The 24,449-nt window shown below is 39.1% G+C and carries 18 protein-coding genes; 14 read left to right on the forward strand and 4 right to left on the reverse strand.

The window, feature by feature from the left end:
- Positions 1-49: 49 nt before the first annotated feature.
- The 4 genes from recR to DHW03_RS02055 all read left to right on the forward strand — a co-directional run bounded on the left by recR (position 50) and on the right by DHW03_RS02055 (position 3,223).
- Positions 50-667 carry a recombination mediator RecR gene (recR, locus tag DHW03_RS02040; protein WP_109924081.1) on the forward strand — a complete coding sequence of 206 codons (618 nt, stop codon included), beginning with the start codon at positions 50-52 and terminating at the stop codon, positions 665-667.
- A 33-nt stretch (positions 668-700) separates the two neighbouring features.
- Positions 701-1,405, forward strand: a complete 705-nt coding sequence (locus DHW03_RS02045; protein ID WP_109924082.1) for a PI-PLC domain-containing protein — start codon at positions 701-703, stop codon at positions 1,403-1,405.
- Between the two features lie 47 nt (positions 1,406-1,452).
- Positions 1,453-2,271 (forward strand): SDR family oxidoreductase, encoded by an 819-nt coding sequence (locus DHW03_RS02050; protein ID WP_109924971.1) that lies wholly within the window; start codon positions 1,453-1,455, stop codon positions 2,269-2,271.
- Between the two features lie 109 nt (positions 2,272-2,380).
- Complete coding sequence (locus DHW03_RS02055) at positions 2,381-3,223, forward strand: alpha/beta hydrolase (protein WP_109924083.1); 843 nt, start codon at positions 2,381-2,383, stop codon at positions 3,221-3,223.
- A 7-nt stretch (positions 3,224-3,230) separates the two neighbouring features.
- Here DHW03_RS02055 and DHW03_RS02060 read toward each other — a convergent pair whose 3' ends face one another.
- Positions 3,231-4,202, reverse strand: coding sequence for an ion channel (locus DHW03_RS02060; RefSeq protein ID WP_109924084.1), 972 nt, complete (start codon positions 4,200-4,202; stop codon positions 3,231-3,233).
- A gap of 285 nt (positions 4,203-4,487) precedes the next feature.
- Between DHW03_RS02060 and trpD the strand changes: the two genes are divergently transcribed.
- The 9 genes from trpD to DHW03_RS02105 all read left to right on the forward strand — a co-directional run bounded on the left by trpD (position 4,488) and on the right by DHW03_RS02105 (position 15,132).
- Positions 4,488-5,474: an anthranilate phosphoribosyltransferase gene (trpD, locus tag DHW03_RS02070; RefSeq protein ID WP_109924086.1), complete on the forward strand. Its 987-nt coding sequence runs from the start codon at positions 4,488-4,490 to the stop codon at positions 5,472-5,474.
- A 14-nt stretch (positions 5,475-5,488) separates the two neighbouring features.
- On the forward strand, positions 5,489-6,118 hold the full coding sequence (locus tag DHW03_RS02075; RefSeq protein WP_109924972.1) for a phosphoribosylanthranilate isomerase: 630 nt from the start codon (positions 5,489-5,491) through the stop codon (positions 6,116-6,118).
- Positions 6,119-6,249: 131 nt separating this feature from the next.
- Positions 6,250-7,431, forward strand: a complete 1,182-nt coding sequence (gene trpB, locus DHW03_RS02080; protein WP_205940955.1) for a tryptophan synthase subunit beta — start codon at positions 6,250-6,252, stop codon at positions 7,429-7,431.
- 131 nt (positions 7,432-7,562) lie between these two features.
- On the forward strand, positions 7,563-8,330 hold the full coding sequence (gene trpA, locus DHW03_RS02085; protein ID WP_109924088.1) for a tryptophan synthase subunit alpha: 768 nt from the start codon (positions 7,563-7,565) through the stop codon (positions 8,328-8,330).
- 301 nt (positions 8,331-8,631) lie between these two features.
- A complete protein-coding gene (locus tag DHW03_RS02090; protein WP_109924973.1) occupies positions 8,632-9,237 on the forward strand; it encodes a TetR/AcrR family transcriptional regulator in 606 nt (201 codons plus the stop codon).
- Positions 9,238-9,309: 72 nt separating this feature from the next.
- Positions 9,310-9,855, forward strand: coding sequence for an efflux RND transporter periplasmic adaptor subunit (locus DHW03_RS19615; RefSeq protein ID WP_317046786.1), 546 nt, complete (start codon positions 9,310-9,312; stop codon positions 9,853-9,855).
- Position 9,856: 1 nt separating this feature from the next.
- Entirely contained in the window at positions 9,857-10,513 is a 657-nt protein-coding gene (locus tag DHW03_RS19620; RefSeq protein WP_317046787.1) for an efflux RND transporter periplasmic adaptor subunit, read from the forward strand.
- 37 nt (positions 10,514-10,550) lie between these two features.
- Positions 10,551-13,739 carry an efflux RND transporter permease subunit gene (locus DHW03_RS02100; protein WP_109924089.1) on the forward strand — a complete coding sequence of 1,063 codons (3,189 nt, stop codon included), beginning with the start codon at positions 10,551-10,553 and terminating at the stop codon, positions 13,737-13,739.
- The gene (locus DHW03_RS02105) at positions 13,726-15,132 is read left to right on the forward strand and encodes a TolC family protein (protein ID WP_109924090.1); all 1,407 of its coding nucleotides are present in this window, start codon (positions 13,726-13,728) and stop codon (positions 15,130-15,132) included. Before DHW03_RS02100 ends, DHW03_RS02105 begins: the two co-directional genes overlap by 14 nt.
- A 90-nt stretch (positions 15,133-15,222) precedes the next feature.
- Here DHW03_RS02105 and DHW03_RS02110 read toward each other — a convergent pair whose 3' ends face one another.
- From DHW03_RS02110 to DHW03_RS02120, 3 genes are all read right to left on the reverse strand, one after another.
- Entirely contained in the window at positions 15,223-16,143 is a 921-nt protein-coding gene (locus tag DHW03_RS02110; RefSeq protein ID WP_109924091.1) for a PorP/SprF family type IX secretion system membrane protein, read from the reverse strand.
- 8 nt (positions 16,144-16,151) lie between these two features.
- Entirely contained in the window at positions 16,152-21,080 is a 4,929-nt protein-coding gene (locus tag DHW03_RS02115) for a CehA/McbA family metallohydrolase (RefSeq protein WP_109924092.1), read from the reverse strand.
- A 652-nt stretch (positions 21,081-21,732) separates the two neighbouring features.
- Positions 21,733-22,353 (reverse strand): L-threonylcarbamoyladenylate synthase, encoded by a 621-nt coding sequence (locus DHW03_RS02120; RefSeq protein ID WP_109924093.1) that lies wholly within the window; start codon positions 22,351-22,353, stop codon positions 21,733-21,735.
- 261 nt (positions 22,354-22,614) lie between these two features.
- Here DHW03_RS02120 and DHW03_RS02125 point away from each other — a divergent pair, with 261 nt between their 5' ends.
- Complete coding sequence (locus DHW03_RS02125) at positions 22,615-24,276, forward strand: FMN-binding glutamate synthase family protein (protein ID WP_109924094.1); 1,662 nt, start codon at positions 22,615-22,617, stop codon at positions 24,274-24,276.
- Positions 24,277-24,449 lie beyond the last annotated feature (173 nt).

Below are 24,449 nucleotides of genomic sequence, written 5' to 3' on the forward strand. Positions count from 1 at the left end.
CCAATCAACTTTCTAACCGATTAATAAACATTTTATATATTTTTGTAACATGAATTTTTCATCCAAACTGCTCGAAGATGCGGTAAACGAATTCTCTAAATTACCAGGGGTTGGGCAGAAGACAGCGTTGCGATTGGTTTTGCATCTTTTAAATAAAGAACAAGAGGAAGTTAACCAGTTTGGAAATACCTTGATTAAACTTAAACAGCAGATAAAAAATTGCAGCATCTGCAATAATATTTCCGATTATACCGTTTGCGAAATCTGTACATCACATAAGAGAGATAAAGAAACCATCTGCGTAGTTGAAGACACCCGAGATGTAATGGCCATTGAAAACACCTCCCAATATTTTGGTGTGTATCACGTTTTGGGTGGATTAATTTCCCCAATGGATGGAATTGGTCCGGCAGATTTATTTATAGACGGCCTAGTTTCGAGAGTTGGAACAGGCGATATTAAGGAAGTAATTTTAGCCCTTAGTCCGAATATGGAAGGCGATACCACACTTTTTTACCTCTATAAAAAGTTGAAGGAATTTAACGTGCCAATTACCACCATTGCCAGAGGAATTGCCTTTGGTGGCGAATTGGAATATACAGATGAAATTACATTGGGCCGTTCGATCATTACTCGGGTGCCTTATGAAAACGCCATGATGAAATAAGTGATGAAGCATTTGCTCGTTTTATTGGCTTGTATGAGTTTAACTTTTGCGCTCCACGCACAGGTTAAAATTCACTCGCACAACGATTACACCCATCAAAATCCATTTTTCGAAGCTGTTGAAAATAAAGCTTTCTCAATTGAGGCTGATATTTTTTTAGTTGGGAATTCCCTAGTGGTATCGCATAGCAGAAAAGAAATAAATGCAGCGCACACCTTGGATAAAATGTACCTGGAACCCATTAAACAATTCGCTAAAACCAATCAGTTCTATGCCTTTCAATTGATGATTGATGTTAAAGATAGTTTCAATTTAACCTACCCAGTATTACTCAAGACTTTAAAAAAATATCAGAGCAGCTTTGCAAGAAATGGGCTAAAGGTTTCGGTTGTAATTAGTGGAAACCGCCCCAAAGATGCTGATTTTCATAATTACACAGCCATAATGTTTGATGGCTTGCCCAACCACAATTATGCACCAGAAGATTTGGAGAAGGTGGTAATGATTAGCGATAACTTTGCAACCTATTCTCGGTGGAAAGGCATCGGTGAAATTTCTGAAACCGATCGAGCCAAACTAAAAGAATTGATTGATAACGCACATAAAATTGGCAAGCCTTTTCGGTTTTGGAACGCACCAGATCACGCGGCTGGTTGGAAGTTACTAAATAGTTTAGGCGCCGATATTATCAACACCGATCAGGTTAGCCAAGCAACAAATTATTTCAAAATAAAATAGGAACCCTCAAATCCTAATATTTGATGGATAAATACGATACAACAAAAATGAATTTGAAAGATAAAGTAATCATCATCACGGGCGCGTCAAGCGGGATCGGGAAATCTTGTGCAGAAGAATTTGCCAAACGCGGTGCAAATCTGGTTTTGGCGGCAAGACAATACGTAACCCTATGCGAAATCACGGCTGATTTGGAAAAGCGATATGGAATTAGAGCCGTTGCTGTTCAGGCCGATGTAAGTAAAGAAGCCGATTGCGAATTAATTGTTAAGCAAACGTTGGTGTCTTTTAATAAAATTGATATTCTAGTTAACAATGCAGGTTTATCTATGCGGGCCTTATTTAACGATTTAGATCTATCTGTACTTAAAAATTTAATGGATGTAAACTTTTGGGGCACAGTTTATTGCACCAAATATGCCTTACCAGAGATTTTAAAAACCAAAGGTACGGTAGTAGGCATCTCATCCATAGCAGGTTATCGCGGGTTGCCAGGTAGAACAGGTTATTCTGCATCTAAATTCGCAATGAATGGCTTTATGGAATCATTACGCACAGAGCTTTTAAAAACAGGCGTAAATGTTTTGGTGGCTTGCCCAGGTTTTACCACATCAAATATCCGCGTAGCAGCGCTTGCTAAAGATGGTGTTGCCCATGGCGAAACGAGCATGGAAGAAGGTAAAATGATGACATCCGAAGAAGTAGCTTCCATTATTGCCGATGGTGTAGAGAAACGGAAACGTACCTTGGTGATGACGGGGCAAGGTAAATTAGCCGTTTGGATGAACAAACTTTTCCCCGCCTTTGTAGATAAAAAGGTATTTGATTTATTTGCAAAAGAAAAGAACCCTTTGATAAAATCATAAATTAGTCTGTAGGTGAGTGGATGATGATCTATCAACAATAAAATCATAAAAGAATCTATTAAACCAACAATTACGTTAATCTACTGTTGAAAGAGAAAACCCTTTTTGTATGCTTAAAAAATTAGTTCTCATCATGCTTTTGTTTCAAACAATCCTAAGTTCTGCACAGGTAAAAACAGCAAAAAATATCAATTATGCATCAAATACAAATGAAGCAAATACGCTGAATGTTTTTTATAAAAATGATGATGTAAAAGATAAGCCTGTTTTAATTTTTATTCATGGTGGTTCTTGGAGTAGCGGCAAAAAGGAGACCTACTGGTGGCTAGGGAGAAACTTCGCTAGAAAAGGTATCGTAACCGTAATTATCAATTACCCATTGGCTCCAAACGTTCAGTATGAAAAAATGGGCGATGATTGTGCTGCAGCCGTGAAATGGGTTCAGGCCAACATTTCAAACTACTCGGCAAGTCCAGAAAAGATCTTTGTAATGGGGCATTCAGCCGGTGCTCATCTTGGTGAGTTAATCAACGCTGATCCAAAATATTTTAAACACGTTGGCATAAAAAATCCGATAAAGGGAATGATTCTCAACGATCCCTTTGGGCTGGACATGAAAGAATATCTAACAACTGCAGAAAAAGACGATTTTTATTTCGATTTCATCAGAACATTTACCGATCAACCTTCGGTTTGGCAAGTAGCTTCTCCTTTAAATTACGTAGGCAACATCAAAAATCCTCATCTACTTTTTTATGGAAGTAAAACTTACGGCGCCATCAAATTGCAAACTCCACGACTGTACGAAAAGCTTAAGGCCAATCAAGTACCTGTGGAAATCAAAGAAATTAAAGGCAAAAGCCATGTACCGATGATTAGCCAGATGATATTTGGCGGTAACGACTTGTATAAAGATATGGTTGCTTTTATGCTTCGGGTTTCGGCTAAGTAGCTGATTTCTAAGAAACTGAATTTGGGTTTTTAGCGTTTTCTAGGGTGCTTATGGTATGGTTTAATTTGCTGTAATCCAAAACAGTTTTGCCATCTTCGTTGTGGTGATGCATAATTTCAAATTTTGCGTTCATCTCAATATCTTCATCTTGATAGCTTGTTCTGGTGTGGATGGTTTCGGCGAAAGTATCATCAAAAGCCTTTAAAATGACGAAGATTTCAACCTCCGCAACCTTTAACTCCGCTAAAGTTTTTTCAAACAGCGGGCTATCTTCTGTAATGGGATGAACTACGGTCCAGTTTAATGAAAGCACGCTAATTTTATTGCGTTCTAAATCGAGAGGATAGAAACTTCTTTTCAACTGCCCGTCAATGGTTTCATTAAAAGTCATAAACATTTGCACTTCAACATCAATCAAAGAGTTACGGCGAAGATTCACCAACCTAAACATTAAACCCGTTCTGTTTTGATAGGGGGCAATTACCATCTTCTTACTGAAAGTGACTTTAGAGGTTGGCCTACTAAAGCGACCATAGAGTAAACCAGTGGCCAACGCAAAAGCCAGTAACCCAAGCATACTTTCAAAGGCGGCCAAAATACTGGTGATGAAACCTTGAGGGGAGATGTGTCCGTAGCCCACTGTAGAAATGGTTTGGGCAGAAAAGAAAAAAGCATCGAAAAACTGGTCTCTTAATGTTAATCCTTTAGCACCATCTAAATTTTCTATTCCAACAATGTTGTATGCAATTGCGAAGAGCGTGTTTACAATGAGGTAAACCGTTAAAATTACCACGAAGAAACGTGGCCAGCTCATGGTAACCAATCGGGTGTAGGTATCGTCAAACTTAAACCAAGGTAAGCCTGTTCTTTCTATATTTGGAGTACCATCGGTATTCAATACCCGTTGATTTTTGATTACTGGGGCAGAGCCGAAACCCAGATCATCATTAAATTGTACTTTTCTTTTAAAGAAAGCCATATATTTTAGAAAGATTTTGGAATATTAAAAATAATGTCAATATTTGTTCAATACAAACATGATAATTAAAAACTTAAATAACAATTGGTGGTGGCATAACGAAATTCGTTAGGCAAATTTTATTGTTATATATTTTAAAATATTTAAACACAATTAAAAGGATTGCCCAAAAAGCAATCCTTTTTTTATTAAAAATCGCTTCGGTTCGTATCCTCACGAAACGAATTGGATTAAAATTATTATTGGTTCGTGGGCACACGAAACAAAGATTGAGCGCATACAAACATGAAAAAGATATTAAACCATTTATTTGAGAATAAGAGCTTTAGCAGAGAAGAGGCCAAGAATATCCTAATTTCCATCACACAGGGCGAATTTAACGCATCGCAAATTGCAGCCTTTATTACCGCCTATGCCATGCGTAATATAACGGTTGATGAATTGCAGGGTTTTCGTGATGCCATGCTCGATTTGGCTTTAAAAACAGATTTCTCCAATTACGAACTTATCGATCTTTGTGGTACAGGTGGAGATGGAAAAGACACCTTCAACATTTCTACACTATCCTCTTTTGTAGTGGCAGGAGCAGGCTATCAAGTGGCAAAACATGGTAATTATGGCGTTTCTTCAGGATGTGGTTCATCCAATGTAATGGAATATTTGGGCTACAATTTTACCAACGATCAGGATGTGCTGAAAAGGAATTTAGATACCGCCGGAATATGCTTTTTACACGCGCCATTGTTTAACCCCGCAATGAAAATTGTAGCGCCAATTCGTAAAGATTTGGGCATTAAAACATTCTTTAACATGCTGGGCCCGATGGTTAATCCATCTCAGCCTAAATATCAAATGGTGGGTGTTTTTAGTTTAGAATTGGCTAGGCTTTACAATTACCTATACCAAGATACCACCAAAAGCTACACCATTGTGCATGCGCTAGAAGGTTACGACGAGATTTCATTAACATGCGATGTGAAGACCTTTAACAATAAAGGCGAAAGCATTTTAACTTTAAGCGATATGGGCTTTGAAAAGGTTTCTACCACAGATATTAAAGGCGGTGATACGGTAGAATCTTCTGCCAAAATATTTATGGATGTTTTGAATGGTGAAGCCACAGATGTTCAAACCAATGTGGTGCTTTGTAATTCTGCCCTAGCCATAAAAACCATAAAACCGACAGCAACCTTCGCCGATTGCTTCTATGAAGCAGAAGAATCGTTAACGAGCAAAAAGGCATTAAACAGTTTTAAAAAATTAGTTGCATAATGCCCAGCAGAACAATGAAAATTAAAGTATGTGGAATGAAGTTCGCGGCCAACATAGCCAGTGTAGCGGCATTAAAACCCGATTATTTAGGTTTTATTTTTTATGAGCAATCGCCACGGTTTATAAATGAGGTATCGGCAGAGCTGATTAAGTACATTCCACAGGAGATTAAAACGGTTGGGGTTTTTGTAGATGAAGAAGTAGAAAAAATTAAAGAAAAAGTAAACCAACATCAGCTAAATGCGGTTCAATTACATGGCGGCGAATCTGTAGAAGACTGTAGCAACTTGAAATCTTCTATTCCAGGTTTAGAAATTATAAAAGCTTTTGGGCTTGATGAAGATTTTGATTTTTCTATTTTAGTTCCCTATACCGACGTAGTGGATTATTTCCTATTTGACACCAAAACAAAAGCGCACGGCGGTTCTGGCAAAACGTTCGATTGGAGTATTTTGGATGGATATACGTTGAACAAAGCCTATTTTTTAAGCGGAGGTATTGATTTGGAGCATGCAGAGCCCATCACAAAAATTAACGATGCTAGGCTCTATGCGTTAGATGTGAACAGCCGGTTTGAACTAGAACCCGGACTTAAGAATGCCGATAGGATTGCGGAATTTATAAATAAAATAAGTTTGGTTTAAGCCCTAAGGGAATCAACGGGTATAATTGGACATTGTAGCTCGGTAGATTAACCATTGAAAAGAATTACCAGAGAATGAATCTCTAAAAATAATAAGTCGGTTCTTACCGAACGATTTGATAAAACGACATTATGAAATACAAAGTAAACGAAAAAGGATATTACGGAGATTTTGGTGGGGCATACATTCCTGAAATGCTTTATCCAAACGTTGAAGAATTGCGTCAGAATTATTTGCAAATTATTGCTGATGTAGATTTTCAAAAAGAGTTTCATCAGTTAATGAAAGATTATGTTGGTCGACCTTCGCCCTTGTATTTAGCCAAACGACTATCAGAGCGGTACGGCGCTAATATATTCTTGAAGCGTGAAGATTTGAACCACACTGGTGCACATAAAATCAACAATACCATCGGCCAAATTCTTTTGGCAGAAAAGTTGGGTAAAAAGCGAATTATTGCCGAAACAGGAGCAGGGCAACATGGTGTTGCAACGGCAACCGTTTGTGCCTTAAGAAATTTAGAATGCGTTATTTACATGGGTGAGGTGGATATTGAGCGCCAAGCGCCCAATGTTGCGCGTATGAAAATGCTAGGCGCAAAAGTAGTATCCGCCAGTTCTGGAAGTAAAACATTAAAAGATGCAACCAATGAAGCCATGCGAGACTGGATTAATAACCCTGTTGATACACATTACATCATCGGTTCGGTGGTAGGACCGCATCCTTACCCAGATATGGTGGCCATTTTTCAGTCGATCATTTCTGAAGAAACCAAAAAACAATTGTTAGCCCAAACCGGTAGCGATCAACCCGATTATGTATTGGCCTGCGTAGGTGGAGGAAGCAATGCGATGGGTATGTTCTATCATTTTATGGATGATGAAAATGTGAAACTTATTGCTGTTGAAGCAGCCGGTAAGGGTGTTTCTAGCGGATTTTCTGCCGCAACAACCTATTTAGGTAAAGAAGGTGTTTTACACGGAAGCAGAAGTATTTTAATGCAAACAGCAGATGGACAGGTAGTTGAGCCGCATTCGGTCTCAGCGGGATTAGACTACCCTGGTATTGGCCCACAACATGCGCATTTGTTTAAAACCGGGCGTGGACAGTATGTATCGATTACCGATGAAGAAAGTTTAGATGCTGGATTGTTGCTCACCCAATTGGAAGGAATTATACCCGCAATTGAAAGCGCACATGCATTGGCATATTTAGAAAAAATGGAATTTAAGAAAGGCGAAAATGTTGTGGTTTGTTTATCTGGCCGCGGCGATAAGGATTTAGATACTTACATCAAATATTTTAATTTGTAGATGAACATGTAGCGATGGTAATTGGAGGATGGGATAAATAGGTAATAACAGCCACCTTGTCTATTACTCAAATCTTATGTCTCCAATCTCATATCTCCAGTCTCATATCTCAACTCTCATATTTCAACACCATGAACAGAATCAAACAACTCTTTCAAGAGAAGAAAAATATATTATCAATTTACTATACAGCAGGTTATCCGAATATTGGCGATACGGTTCAAATAGCGGAGGCATTAGAAAAATCTGGAGCGGATATGCTCGAAATTGGATTTCCATATTCCGATCCTGTAGCTGATGGACCCGTTATCCAAGCCAGTAGTAAGCGATCTTTAGATCAAGGCATGACGCTTAAAGTGCTTTTTGAGCAACTTAAAGACCTGCGCAAAAACGTAACCATTCCTGTTTTACTCATGGGTTACGTAAATCCTGTTTTACAGTTTGGCGTAGAAAACTTTTGCAAAGCATGTGCAGAAGTAGGCGTAGATGGCTGTATTGTGCCAGACTTACCAATGGTTGAATACGAAGAGTTTTATAAAGGATGCTTCGAAGAACATAACCTAAGCAATGTATTTTTGATTACCCCTCAAACTGCCGATGAACGCATCCACAAAATTGACGGCTTAACCAATGGCTTTATTTATTTGTTGTCATCATCGGCAACAACGGGTAAAAATCTCGAAGTTGGCGATACTACAGAAACTTACTTCAGCAGAATAAAAGATATGAATCTTAAAAACCCAACCATGATTGGTTTCGGGATTAGCGATCGAAAAACTTTTGATAAGGCATGCACCTATGCAAATGGGGCGATTATTGGAACAGCATTCGTAAAGGCAATCGCAAACGGCAACATAGAAGAAAACGTAAGCCAATTCATGCAAGCGTTTAAGTCATAGCATTTTTTGATCATTTAAGCAGCATGAACCGCAATCATTAGATAAGACGATGTGGTGCATTCATCCTCTTAAATGATCAATTTTTTTGTTTTTGTCTCAATTTTTCCAAATTTTTTAAAAGCAGAACATTTCTAGCTAGATTGAATTATTGATTTTTCCACAAAAAAAACGGTCTGAAATGGGTTTAAACTGGTTTTTAATAGCATGAAATTTCATTTGACAATTGAATGATGCTCAATTTCTGAATTGGTTATACATTTGCTTAACGGTGTTAGATTATTTACACTTAATAAATCCAGAGATGGGAAGTAAAGAAAGAATTCTACGTTTGAAAGATGAAACCAGAACAAACATTCTGGATGCTGCCTTGAACATTGTTCAAACTGAAGGCTGGCAGGCATTGAGCATGCGTAAAATTGCCGATCAAATTGAATACACTGCACCAATCATTTACGAATACTTTTCAAACAAAGAAGGCATTTTACTTGAACTCACGAGAAGAGGGTATTTGATTCTTGCCAAAGATATTCGTGAAGCTAGAGACAAACATGAATTGGCTGAAGATAAAATGGAGGCCATGTGGATTGCCTATTGGAACTTTTCTTTTGCCAATAAAGAATTTTATCAATTGATGTACGGTGTTGACATGGTATGTTGCAACGTAAAAAGTTCGATGCCAGAGGCCGAGAATGTAGGCGCCATGCTGGGTGAAGTGATTGAGTCTTTATTTAAGAAAAAACCCGTATCAGAAGATGATATCTGTATGAAGTATTATACTTATTGGTCTATCATACATGGTTTAATTTCGATTAATTTGGTTCGCCCCAATGGAAGAACAACAGATGAGATCAACCAACAAATTTTGAAAGATGCCATTAAAGGCATCACATTGTCTATTAACAATTAGTTTTTTTTTAATCCATAATCTAACGCTGTTAGATTATTTATATACTTTAAATCCACTATAATTTTTAATCATATGAATGCTATCCACTACTTGTTTATGCTACTTAACAGTGTTAAACAGTCTAACAATGTTAAGTCATTGTTAATTATTTTTTTACTTTCCGTAACGCTTATTAGTTGTAAATCATCGCCAGAGCAGGCCGCTGCGGCACCGCCGCCACCGGTATTGCCCGTTAGTTTTGTTAGTGAAAGCTCAGAAACCACATTTATAGAATACCCTGCATCCATACAAGGTGCGGTGGATATTGATGTTCGTCCGCAAGTGAGTGGTTACCTTCAAAGCGTTTTAGTTAACGAAGGTGCTTATGTATCGGCCGGACAAACACTTTTTAAAATCAATGAAAATCCATATCGCGAAGCTTTAAACAATGCAAAGGCAAGCCTGCACGCTGCGGAAGCGGCAATTTTAAATGCGCAGCTAGAGGTTGATAAATTGACCCCATTGGTTCAAAATAAAGTTGTTTCAGAATTCCAATTAAAAACGGCTAAAACGGCCTACAAAATTGCGCAGGCAAATGCAGAGCAAGCTAAAGCGAGTGTAGCATCGGCACCAGATTAATTTGGGTTATACCAATGTTAAAGCTACCGTTAGCGGTTATATCGGTCGGATTCCAAAGAAACAAGGAAGCTTAGTTTCACCAACAGATCAAACTGCCTTAACACAATTATCTGATATCCACGAGGTTCACGTATATTTTGCTTTGGCTGAAAACGATTTCAACAGTTTCAATTCAAACTATCCGGGTAATAGTCCAGCAGATCGAATTAAACACCTTCCGCCAGTTGAACTGGTTTTGGCCGATAATTCTATCTACCCAATTAAGGGTAAGATTGATATGATTGATGGTCAGTTTGATAAAAATACTGGCGCCATTACTTTAAGAGCCAGCTTTCCAAATGCAAGCGGAACATTACGCTCAGGAAATACCGGCAAACTTCGCTTGGGTTTAAAACATGATGATGCGATTTTAATCCCTCAATCGGCTACCGTTGAAATGCAAGATAAAGTGTTCGTTTTTGCGGTGAATAAAGGGAATAAAGTTTCTAAAATGCCCATCACCGTTATTGGCAAGAGCGGTAATAATTACCTCATCAAAGATGGTGTTAAATCTGGAGATCAAATCGTATTGAGCGGCTTAGACCGCTTACAGGAAGGGCAAGTAATTACCCCAGAAAAAGCTGGCGATAAAGCAGCAGGGCTGAAGCTAAACAACTAACAACCAGCACACATTACACAGAAAAAAAATAAAAACAATGTTCAAGATATTTATACAAAGGCCCGTACTGGCAACTGTTATCTCCATTTTGTTGGTGATATTGGGGGTACTTGGTCTTACAAAACTGCCCTTACAACAGTTTCCAGATATTGCTCCGCCATCGGTTTTGGTTACGGCGGTTTATCCTGGAGCGAATGCCGAAACGGTTCTTCGCTCGGTTGCGCCATCGTTAGAAGAATCTATAAATGGAGTAGAGAACATGACTTACATGAGTTCTACCGCCAGTAACGATGGTTCTTTGGCCATTACCGTTTTCTTCAAATTAGGTACTAATGCCGATCAAGCTGCGGTGAATGTTCAAAATCGGGTAGCACAAGCCACTAGCCAACTTCCTGCCGAAGTGGTACAACAAGGGGTAACCACGGCCAAGCAACAAAATAGTTTCATCATGGCAATTGGTTTATATACAGATGATGAAGCTAAATACGACCAAACATTTATTGCCAATTATGCGCAAATCAACATCATACCAGAGATTAAACGAATTCCTGGAGTTGGATCTGCTGCTATTTTTGGAGGTGTAAAAGATTATTCAATGCGTGTTTGGTTAAATCCAACACAAATGGCAACTTATCAGGTTACGCCCAACGAAATTATGAAAGCCATTCAGGATAAAAGTTTAGAGGCTGCACCGGGTAAATTTGGCGAAAGAAGTAAAGAGGTTTTTGAATACGTAATCAAATACAAAGGTAAATTAACCAAACCGGAAGAATATGAAAATATTGCCATACGCTCTAATGCGGATGGTTCGATACTACATTTGAAGGATGTAGCCAGAATTGAGCTTGGTGCCTATTCCTACAACAGCATCACCAGGATAAACGGTAAAAAAGCAATCGTAATCGGAATTATTCAGTTGGCTGGATCAAACTCCAACGATATTCAAGTGGCGATTAATAAGCTGATGGCTAAATCGGAAAAAACCTTCCCCGTAGGAATAAAGAAAAATATTTTTTACAGCACGAAAGTTTCTTTAGATCAATCTATCGAGCAGGTAGAACATACTTTAATTGAAGCCTTTATTTTGGTTTTTATTGTTGTATTCCTATTTCTTCAAGATTTCAGATCGACTTTAATTCCAGCAATTGCAGTTCCTGTTGCCATCTTGGGAACGTTTTTCTTCATGCAGCTCTTTGGCTTTTCCATCAATTTGCTAACCTTATTTGCCTTAATTCTGGCAATCGGTATTGTGGTAGATGATGCTATTGTTGTCGTAGAGGCAGTGCATGCTAAGATGGAACATAAGCATTTGGGCCCGAAAGCCGCAACGCACGAGGCCATGCATGAAATTACAGGAGCAATTATCTCCATTACGTTGGTTATGGCTGCGGTATTTTTGCCAGTTGGTTTTATGGAGGGTTCAACAGGCGTTTTCTATCGTCAGTTTGCTTTTACCATGGCCATCGCGATTGTGATTTCTGCCGTTAACGCTTTAACCTTAAGTCCTGCTTTGGCAGCACTGTTTTTAAAAGATAATCACGCACAACAAAACGGCAAGCCTGCGGTCAAGACAAACTTTAAACAAAGATTTTTTAATGGTTTTAACCACAGTTTCAACTCGTTAACCAATCGCTATGTTGGCGGACTTAAATTTTTGGTTCGCAACAAATGGTTAAGTTTAGGTGGCTTGGCCTTAATTACTTTGGCGACAATATTTATGGTTAAAACTACGCCAGCTGGCTTTATTCCAACTGAAGATCAAGGTTTTATTGCCATTGCCGTGAACACACCGTCGGGTACATCGCTAGATGGAACACAAAAAGTAATGACACAAGCGGAAACCGTTTTGAGCCAATTGGATGCATCAAGAGATGTAACGGCAGTATCAGGATTTAATCTGCTAACCAATTCTACCAGCCCATCATCAGCCGTAGTTTTTGTGTTGTTAAAGCCAAATGCAGAGCGTGGTGCGGTGAAAAATATTGAAGAAATTATGAATCAGGTGCGTGGCAAATTGGGCGCTATTTCTGGTGGTAGTTTCTTCGTATTCAGTTTCCCAACTGTACCGGGTTTCAGTAATGTTGAAGCTTTGGATATGGTATTGCAAGATAAAACGGGCGGTAAGCTTGATAAATTCAGCGGAATTTCCCAGCAGTTTATTGGCGAGTTGATGAAGCGGCCAGAAATTGCAGTAGCCTTTACCAGTTTTAAGGCCGATTATCCTCAACTACAATTGGATATCAATGATGAAAAAGCAGACCAATTGGGTGTAAACGTGAAAGACATCCTGCAAACCATGCAAACCTATTTTGGTAGTGCACAGGCTTCAGATTTCAATCGTTTTGGTAAGTATTATCGAGTGGTTGTTCAGGCAGATGTTCAGGATCGGGCAGATCCATCTTCAATTGATCGCGTTTTTGTGAAAAGCAACCGAGGTGAAATGGTTCCAATCAACACCTTGGTTAAGCTGAGTCGTATTTACGGTTCTGAAACGGCATCAAGATATAATTTGTTTAATTCGATTTCGATTAATGCCATACCAAAGCCCGGTTTTAGTTCGGGTGATGCCATCAAGGCCATTCAAGAAGTTGCAGAAACACAACTACCAGCAGGCTATGGTTATGAATTCTCTGGTCAAACAAGGGAGGAGATTTCTTCCGGTGGACAATCGACAGTTATTTTCTTATTGTGTTTGGTTTTCATTTATTTCTTATTATCAGCACAATATGAAAGCTATATCTTGCCATTAGCGGTTATTCTTTCCATTCCTGCTGGCATATTCGGCGTATTTGTTGCCATTGGATTAACAGGTATCGAGAATAACATTTATGTGCAGGTGGCGCTGATTATGCTCATTGGCTTACTGGCTAAAAACGCCATATTAATTGTGGAGTTTGCAGTACAGAGACGGCGGGCTGGCCAACCTTTGGTTGCATCTGCTTTGGAGGCAGCAAAACTTAGGTTACGGCCAATTATCATGACTTCACTTGCTTTTGTTGTTGGTTTAATTCCGATGATGGGTGCCACTGGACCATCGGCTCAAGGTAATCACTCTATCAGTATTGGTGCAGCAGGGGGAATGGTTTCTGGGGTAATTTTGGGATTGTTCATTATCCCTGTACTCTTCATCATCTTCCAATCCATCCAAGAAAAAATTTCAAAAAAATCACAAGAGGTTGTTCATCACGAAGAGCCTATTAATAACGTTGTTTATGAAACGGTTTAATATTTTCACCATTTTGCTCCTTGCTTTAATTTGGAGCGGATGTTCAATTTCTAAAGATCTATCCTTGCCTAATGTGGCACCTGGTTTATTTAGAAATACAGATCAAAAGGATTCTACAAGCATAGGCGATTTGCCTTTAAGAAGTTTTATTTCAGACTTAACTGTTCAAAATTTAATTGATACGGCACTGGAGAAAAACTATGATATGCAAATTGCCTTGAAAAATATCGATGCTGCTGAAGTTTTATTCAAACAATCGAAATTGGGTTATTTGCCTGAATTAAAACTACAGATTGCCGCAAGTACAAGTCGGCCATCAGATAATAGTTTAAATGGGTTGAGTATCAGTCAATTTACAGGTTCTAAGCACATCGAAGATTATAATGCTAATTTGGCTGTGTTTTGGGAGGCCGATATTTGGGGCAAAATTCGCAATCAAAAAGCTGGCGCTTTAGCCAGTTTTTTGCAAACCGAAGAAGCCAGAAAGGCCATTCAAACTCGTTTAGTTGCCAACGTGGCTGAGGGCTATTACAATTTACTCATGATGGATGCCCAATTGGAGATTGCAAAGAAAAACCTGAAATTGAATGACAGCACATTGCGCATCATAAATTTACAGTTTGGTGCAGGGCAGGTGAGTTCTTTAGCCATACAACAGGCAGAGGCTCAGCAATTAAATGCAGCTCAGCTTATTCCACGTTTGGAGCAAAACGTAGTGCTGCAAGAGAATGCTTTAAGTGTTTTGATTGGTACTTTACCCAAATCAATAAACAGGCAGAGTAGATTGGATAACATCAGCATTCCAGAAAATTTGAGTGCAGGTTTTCCATCGTCTTTACTCAGCAGAAGACCCGATATTAGAACGGCGGAGCTGGCTCTAAATGTGGCAAATGCTAGAGTTGGAGTGGCTAAAGCAAGTTTATATCCCTCCTTAGTTATCACGGCTAGCGGTGGGGTAAATTCATTTAAAGCAAGTAATTGGTTTAACGTACCTGCATCTTTATTCGGAATGGTTTCTGGTGGGATTACGCAACCTATTTTTCAGCGCGGGCAACTCAAAGCGAATTACGAATTGGCTAAAATAGACCGAGAAAAAACGGTTATTCAATTTCGTCAATCGGTTTTAAATGCGGTTGGAGAGGTTTCTGATGAATTGACAAAAGTAGAGAAACTCAAAACGCAATACAGCATAGCTGAAAAAAGAGCCCAAACTTTACAATTGGCCTCAAGGAATGCAAGTTTGCTTTTCAAAAGCGGGATGGCGAATTATTTGGAAGTCATCACCGCTCAGGGCAATTTGTTGCAAAGCGAATTGGAGTTAACCAGCATCAAAACTGAACAATTAACTGCAGTTGTAAACCTGTATAGATCATTGGGTGGAGGTTGGAATTAATAACCTTTTTCCTTTGATGAATAAATAAAAATGCCGCAGATTCATAGATTGATGCTATGAATTTGCGGCATTAATTGGATGTATCCCTAATTATGGTTTCTTACCAATATTCACTCTGATGTTGATTTCAAAATCACCATCGGTATAACCACTAATGGCAGAAGTAGCGGTATTGTAGTAAGCCATAAAATAAAGTGTCGATTTATAGTTCATACCAAAACCAACAGTTGCATTCTCTGTGTTGTGGTACATCGCCATTACATATAATCTATCGTTTGCGAAATTGGCATTAATACCTGCATCCCATAAATTATCATAATTTTTAATCCCTCTAAAAACGCCTTTGGGTTCTAGGGTAATTCCATTTATCCCTGTTCCGAAATTAAATTTATAGCTGATGGCGGAATAAAATGTAGGTTTATCTGCAAAGCTTAAATTATCGTTTCTAAATACAGAACGCATATTTGGAACCGCCCCCTCAACGTTTAATCCGTTAGACGTATAAGAAATTCCAAAATCCCCATCTAAATAATAGCCTCGGTCGTTAAAACGGGCGATGGATGGGTCGTTGAAATCGATGTTTCTAACGCTGCTCAAGTCTAGTTTGTCTTGGCTTGCCCCGAAAGATACACCAAAATTCAGTTTCTGATCTTCACCATTTAAAGGCAGGTGGTAAGCAAAAGTTCCTACGGCTTTGGTACGCTGAATGCCGCCCGATTTTTCGTTGTAAATGTTTAGGCCCCAGCCAACTTTATTCACTTGCTGATCTAAAGTTACGCTTTGGGTAATGGGTGCACCTGGAATGTTCGACCATTGCTTTCTAAAACTTCCGTTGATGTTAAAGCCTTCGTTTACGCCTGCCATTGATGGGTTTACCAAATACTTGTTTTGAAAATATTGGGCGTTCAGAGGCAAAATTTGTGCTTTTGCGGTATCAAAAAATAAGATGCTGCTCGCAAATAAGAAGGTTAAGCGACTAATTTGCTTTATGTTTTTAGTAATTGCTTTCATTTTTGTAATTAGTCTCTAATGATGTTAATAAAACCTTTAAAATTGCCTAGGTTACTACCCAAATCCAGAATGTAATAATAAGTGCCTTCAGAAAGTGGCGTTCCGTTAATCGTTCCTTCCCAATCGTTGGTATAAGTTTGTTTGGTATATAGAACCCGTCCGGCTTTATCAAAAATTCTAAGGGTATTGTTAGGGTAATAATCGATGTTTTTGATGATGAATTTATCATTTATACCATCTCCATTGGGTGTTACAACGGTACTGGCTTCAAGCTTATAATCATCAATTACAGTAATGTTGATGGTTTGACTGATACTGCATCCACTTGCATTGGTAACGGTAACGCTGTAATTCCCAGTTTGTTTTGGTCTGATGGTTACGGCAGCAGTAGATTGGCCGCTGATGATTTCAGAACCTGTCCAGCTGTATTGATTGCCTCCCGTTGAAGTTAAAATTATGGCATCACCTTTCGAGATAGACACCCCTTTATCGCTGTTAATGGAAACGACTGGAAGTGGATTAATAACCACGGTAGCTGTACCTGTTTGCACTTGATTCGTATTGGCATCTGCCACACTTACTAAATTGTAAACAAAATTGCCTACTGCATTTGTTGATGCCGAAACGGTAGCGATTGAACTGCTTGAAGTTGTTGAAATAGTTCTGTTTGCGCCACCATTAATGTTATAGGTAAATGTGTATGGTGCAGTACCTCGGGTGCCTGTAAACGTTATGGTTGGCGATGAGCCATTAATACAAACAGCCGAATTACCAGAAATACTGGCAAGGGGTTTAGGCGTGATGTGGAAATTGGCGCTTTTATAATTAATGGTGTAATTGCTATTAATGGCCAATGTACCTTGATTAATGGCATAGTCGCCACCTGCTTCTCCTGCCACACGAACCAATGCACCACTAAAAGCATCTGTTCCAAGCAATGCAGGGGTAGAGGTATACGTTAACGGCGGATCAACGGTTCCTTCAATTTTTGTTTTGGCATCAGCCGTAACATTAATGGTTTTAGGGTTGATGGTTAAAACCTGTTGTTTGGCAACAGCGGGATTGTAAAAAGTATCACCTGGCTGGTTTGCTGTGATGGTAACTGTTCCAGCTTTTAAGATGTGAATATCAGTATTTGTGATGGTGGCAATATTGGTATCACTACTGGTGTAGGTAATGTTAATGCTTGTGTTATCACTTGTTGCACCTGCAGGTAAATCAGCATCTCCATAAGTGGCGGTTCTGGTGGCTGCAAAAGTAATGTTTTGTGCCTTTTTAACTACTGCATCATCACGCGTGTACCAAATTGGCGAGGTAATAATTCTGCTGCCATCGGCTTCAACAATGTCTGCATAATAATATCCTGTAGCTAAATTAGCCAAGGCATTATCGGTGTAGGTTAAGGTTGTAGAAGCTACCGTTGTAAGCTCAACTGGGTTCGTACCGCTTCCAGGTGTTCCGTAAAGTATTTTAATGCTTGTAACAGGACTGGTTGTAATAGAATTCACTTCAATTTGTGGTGCGCCAGCAGTTTTAAAGATACTCCCCACGGGTTGTTTATTAATTGTGAAAACAATTTTTGCCGCAGAATCTTGCGAGGCATAAAAGCGCATTTTTTTAATGGCATCCAACAAATCATTTTCGGTTAGGGCAGGAGCAAGTACCACCATTCTGGCTCGGGTATGCCTACCAAAGGTTAGGTTATGGTTATCATGGTCTATACTTGCGCCAAGGTGATAACCTCTTGCCAACATCCGATTGTAATAGCTCAAGTAACTCATAGAACTTGCAGGATCCGAATAGGTTACATTCGTCGAAAACGCCGGACCACTTTCTAATGCCGTTCCTACAATTGCACTATCGGCACTTAAATCATAGGTTGCAGAGATGTTGTTGTAATCTGTTGTGTTCGGGTGCGCTAACGTTGCCACAGCGTTTAATCCATGTCTGTTAATAATTCTGAATAAACCTGTGTTGCCTGTATAAACACTTTTAGGAACATAGATTTGATTTTCTCCTGATTCCCATCCAATTAAAGAATCAATTCCATAAACAATTACGTGTCCACCGCCACTAATTACGCCCCATTCCATACCATGCATAGCCACAAAGTTTGATGTTGTTGCTTTTTTAGCGGCATCTATACCGGGTTGCCAGCTGGCTAAGGACATACCTGCCTGCGTGTGATTGTGTTCTGAAATACCTAAGAAATCTAAGTTCATCGAATTTTTTGCAAAGGCATAGTCATCCTCTGGTTTCTTAGTTAAATCGTCTTTGTTTCCATCAGAATAACTGCTATGGCTATGAAGGTTTCCGTAGTAGAAATTAAGTTTATTTACATCCAGTATTCCTGTTTTAAAATTGCCTAAAAGTGGTTGGGTGGTTAAATATAAAGGCCCACCGCTGCAAGCACTATTAATGGAATAAACAAAGAAATAGTAATTTGTATTTTGGCTTAAGCCATTTCTGATGAAGGTATTACCGGTGCCTCTCTTCACAACAATACCACCACCCAGTTGGTCGCCAACAGTATAGGTTGTTTGATTAATTGGTGCAGAAGTTAGTGTATTTGAGGTGCTCATCACAACCAAATACTCATCAGCATTGCTTGATGCGGTAAAAGCACCTTGAACAAAATTATAGTTTGATGAAGTTATGGTAAAGTTAGTCGCTTGTGCTGTTGGTGTAGCACAAGGTAGTAGGGCTTTTGTGGCCTGACGTGCAGTTAAGATATTGGTACTTAAATATTTCGGACCACCAGTACAAGAAATATTGTTTAATGGAATGATGAAATAGGTGTAGTTGGTTGCATCACTAAGCGCATTATCGCTAAAAGTATTGGTTACAATCCTATTGGCTACAATGCCACCTCCAAAAGCCGACCCTACACTATATGCTGTACCATCAGAAGGTAATGCAGTAAGGCTGGTATTTAAACTCCTAATGATTAGATACTCATTTGCATCGGTAGATTTATTGAAACTTGCAGAGATACTATTTGTGGTTACGCTGCTGAAAACTAATGCAGTTGCTGGATTTGATGGTGCCGCGCAAACCGGTAAGTTTGGAGGAAAGTGTACACCCAATCTATTTGCATCATCGTCATCAATTGCATTTTGTACAGTTGCAATTGGGGTTCTAGTCCAATCAAGATCATTGTAAGTAGGGCTAGGTGCTGTAACGTTTAAGCTTCTAACGTAAGAAACATCTTTCGCGTTTACGCCTTGGCCAAAAGCATCAATAATATTGTTATTGGCATCGAGTAAAGCTACGCCATCATTTCCATTGAAGTTGATAACCGTATTGCTATTTAATATTGCACTTGCTGTGCTTAGGTAAGGAACTTCCGTATTGCTATTGCCCGTATTGCCGAGCAAAACGCTTCCCCTTGCAGGAATTGTAAAGTTTAAATTTACAATTTGAGAAGGTGCTCCGGTGATGTTAATGTTTCCGGCATCTCCAGAAATGTTATATAAAGCCAGTTTTAACTGTGGCGAAGCCGTGTTGATTGGCGCATTACTTAAGTTGGTTAGCTCAATCCATTTGTTAATGGAAGTGCCTTCATAATATTGACTGATGATGATTGGTGCACTAACCAAAGGGGGATTTGCTGTCGTCGCATCTACGTTGGCAACGGTCGTTTGCAAATTTGATGCATTGTCTTGTGCTACAATATATAATGTATAAGTTGTGCCCGATGTTAAGCCACTAATGGTTGAAGTTGCATCTACATTTGCAATATTGATTACAGAACCTGATTTTGGAGCGGCTGCACCTGTTCCGTCTAAGCCTGCTTTTACCTGCGCAGGACTAGGCACAGTTGAGCCAGAAGCCAATAATACATAATAAGATGTACCAGCTTCGTTGATATTTGTTGTAAAATCTACAGAGCTCAGGCTAGGATTGCTTGTTTTAGGATAGCCTGTTGCCGTAACTGGAGGGGTAACATCTGCCGACCCAAGCGTAGAGAAATTTAATGTGCTAAAGCTAGTCTGTAAATTCGGTGTTGTCGCAACATCCTCAGATACAGTGTAAATACGATAAGCGGTTGAGAAAGTAAGCCCTGTAATTGTAGCCGTGGCATCTGCGTTGGCTAAATTAGCAATCGTTCCAAATTTTAGTGCGGCTACGTTATTGCCATCTCGACCTGCCTTAATTTGAGCAGCAGTTGTGGGCGCAGTCCCTGTAGCCGGAATTAAGACATAATAAGTATTTCCAGCTTCATTAATGTTGCTGGTTAAATTAACGCTTGAGCTGGTTATGGAAGCGGTTTTAGGATAGCCACTTGCATTTGTAGGTGCAGTGGTATCAAATGTTCCAGAGGGCGTTACAGTACCGCCAATGCTAAAGCCCGATCGACCAAGAGCAGGAGAGTTGAATCCCCATCCACCAGTAGCGGTTTGGCCAGTTGCATAATATCTGATGGTAATTGTGGTTCCTGCAGCAACATTTTGCAAAGCAGAAATACCCGATAAGCTCACTGTTGGCGATGCATTAGGTGCAACTGAGGCACTTGTAATGGCCGTTGGTGCACCAATCAATGTAAAATTAGTGCCATCTAAGCTGTATGCATATTGTGAACTTACACCGGTATTGGCATAATAAGAAGCCGTTCCAGCAAAAAGTGCATCTAATGATGAAAGTGATACCTTGTTTCCTGCAGATGCGGTAATGGTGACTTGGAAATAATCGGTATTGGCGACAGAAATTCCATTGTTTTGAAAGCCAACCGTTCGAAAGGAGTTGTTTCCTGCACTTGCTGCAGCACCTGCACCTCGGGTTAAAATAGGAACACTAGCCAAGCCAGGATCTGAGGTTGTGGCCGTAGATGTCGGCACTGTAGATTGCCCAGTAAAATCCCAAGTAGCAATTTGTGCTAATGTTTTTTCAGAGAAGTACAGGGTTAAGAATAGAGATAATAGTAGAATTTTTTTCATATAAATTTTACAAGTGAAATAATATGTTTTATAATCATCAATGATTTAGGAACTAGCGCACAAAAACCATTGCGGGCTAAATAAATTAGATTTTGAAAGGAGTGTAGTAGAATTTCAGCATAATGGATAATAAGGATGAATATTAAACGGATGAATAATCACAGTAAACCTATACCCAATGGGCTAGAAGATATTTAAACTGGAATATTTTGGGAATCAATTTGCATGGCAAACGATTGTAGCTGGATTACAGCCTTATTGGAGTAAATGTGTCGTCATATGGAATGATTAGGATACGAAAATATGGGAATATTGTTAATTTAATATTAAAATAACATTAAATGGGAGCTGGCTTGGTGGGATGGATTACGTAACAACTATTTCAGTGATATAAATCTAGATATTTCCTCTCTATTTAAATTGAATGTTGAAAAATATAATGCTCTTTAACCATTTTCCAGGTCCTTAGAAATGGATAGGTATGATTTTAGCTTTCTTAACTTCTAAATTGTTTTATTTTCAGTAATCACCAAAAAATATTTAACCCGAAGGCACATCAGCAACACGCAAAGAGCCTAAAACTATAAAACAATAGCTAGCCGGTACATTAATTTATGGGATGATAAGAATAAGGCTATTGTGGGTTCGAGCGCTATAGAAAATCTTCAATATTTCCTTTTCCTTCGCGGATGACATCAAAATCTCCGTTTGTGCAATCAATTACCGTTGAAGCTTCGTTGTCTCCATAACCACCATCGATGACTAAATCCACAAGATTTTCATATTTCTCATGTATCAATTCAGGATCAGTAGAATACTCAATCAGCTCATCATCATCTTTAATCGATGTAGATAAAATCGGATTACCCAATTCTTCCACAATACAGCGGGCAATGTTGTTATCAGGAACACGGATACCAACCGTTTTTTTATTTGAGCTTAATAGTTTTGGTACATTATTGTTGGCATTAAAAATAAATGTAAAAGGGCCAGGAAGCGCTTTCTTCAGCACGCGAAATGTCGTATTGTCAATGGGTTTAATGAAATCAGAAATATGCTTCAGGTCATGGCATATAAATGAAAAATTCGCTTTTTCTGGTTTGATACCTCTAATACGGCATATTTTCTCAATGGCTTTCGGATTGGTAATGTCGCAACCCAAGCCATAAACGGTATCGGTTGGATAGATAATGATTCCACCTTTTTTTAGTACCTCAACAACTTGTTCAATGGCTCTTTCGTTAGGATTTTCTGGGTAGATTTTGATTAGCATGGCACAAAAATAACAATTTATTGTGTCTGTTGTTTAAAAGGAAGCCCGATAATAAAGTTTATAAATATGTTGAATAATTGTACAGCCTCTGTATTATCGTTAGATTTGAATGATTATAAAAATAGAAATAACCTGAGCCTCAAAAATATTAATTTTTAAAAGATGGGTTCAGAAGAATAAACTTGTAATAAAGATTGATCTATCAATATGCTCATTATGTATATCAATCTGAAAAGCAGTTAATTACGTAATTTAAAAAATATGAGAAAAGCTTTCGTTGCGATTGCCGCCTTTTTAGTTGCCCTAACCATTATGCTGGGCCTTTATCATCCATTTTTATGGTGGACATTTCTCTTTACCGGTCCATTTGTGATTCTTGGTGTTCACGATTTGTATCAACCGAAACACAGCATTGTTAGAAATTATCCTGTTTTCGGACGATTGAGGTATTTTATGGAAGAACTTCGTCCAAAGGTTTACCAATATTTTGTAGAAAGCGACACCAACGGTACGCCATATAATCGATTAAATCGCTCCTTGATTTATCAGCGCGCTAAAAAAGATAACGATACCATTCCGTTTGGAACCCAACTTAATGTGTACGAAAATGGATATGAGTGGTTAAGTCACAGTATTGCAGCAATTTCACACCACGAGTTAAGCTTGGATCCTAGAGTTTTAGTTGGAGGGCCAGATTGCAAAAAGCCGTATTCGGCCAGCATCTATAACATTTCTGCCATGAGTTTTGGCTCGTTAAGTCAGAATGCAATTCTAGCTTTAAACGGTGGCGCAAAAATGGGCAACTTTGCGCACAATACAGGTGAGGGTGGTATCAGCGATTATCACCGTCAGCCCGGGGGCGATTTAATTTGGCAAATTGGTACTGGATATTTTGGTTGCCGAAATGAAGATGGAACATTTAATTATGATGCCTACGCTGAAAGGGCGAAGACAGATCAAGTAAAGATGATCGAAATCAAACTTTCTCAAGGCGCAAAGCCAGGTCATGGTGGTATGCTGCCAGCTAAGAAGGTAACACCAGAGGTGGCACGCATTCGTTTGGTGCCAGAAGGTAAAGATGTTTTGTCGCCACCTTCGCATTCTGCATTCAATTCGCCTATTGGTTTATTGGAATTTGTTCAAAAATTGAGAGATTTATCTGGCGGAAAACCGGTAGGTTTTAAACTTTGTATTGGCCGCAAAAGCGAATTCTACGCCATTTGCAAGGCGATGGTGGAGACTAAGATTTATCCAGATTTTATAACTGTAGATGGTGGAGAGGGTGGAACAGGAGCTGCACCACAGGAATTTTCGAACTCGGTTGGAATGCCTTTGCGAGAAGGAGTTGCCTTTGTTTATGATGTTTTGAATGGTTTTGATCTTAAAAAGCACATCAAAATTATTGCTTCAGGAAAAGTCGCCACAGGCTTTGATTTGGTTAAAAACATTGCATTGGGCGCAGATATGTGTAACGCGGCACGTGGTATGATGTTCGCCTTGGGTTGTATTCAAGCGCTGGAATGCAATAACAACACTTGCCCAACAGGTGTGGCTACTCAAGATCAAAGTTTAATGAAGGGTTTAGTTGTAGAAGATAAAACTGTCCGCGTTAAAAACTTCCATAATTTAACTGTGGCGAGTGCGGTAGAACTTTTAGGCGCGGCAGGATTGAGAGAAACAAGTCAATTGAGTAGGGCGTATATCAACAGAAGAGTTAGCCCAAGCGTAATTCAGAGTTATTTGGAAAGTTTCCCGTACATACCAGCAGGAAGTTTGTTGCAAACCCCATATCCAACTCGTTTTGAGCTTGGTATGGCCTTAAGCAGTTCTAAAAGTTTTGCTCCAACAGATTATAAGGTATCGGCAGTTGATTATGCCCATGCCAATTCATATAGCGATACCATGCCTGATGATGGACGCTAAAAATACTTAAACTTAACCCTGAGTGAGTTCTGGGCAACACACATATCTTTTAAAAGAAGCTAAGACCCTGAGATAATTTTCGGGTGACGCCACCTTATAAAACTCTTTTCAATACCAATTTAAACGCCATGGTACGTGTCTTCACGTACCATTGTACAAATAAAAAGAGCCAT

This window comes from Pedobacter yonginensis, assembly GCF_003173595.1.
Taxonomy (GTDB): Bacteria; Bacteroidota; Bacteroidia; order Sphingobacteriales; family Sphingobacteriaceae; genus Pedobacter; species Pedobacter yonginense.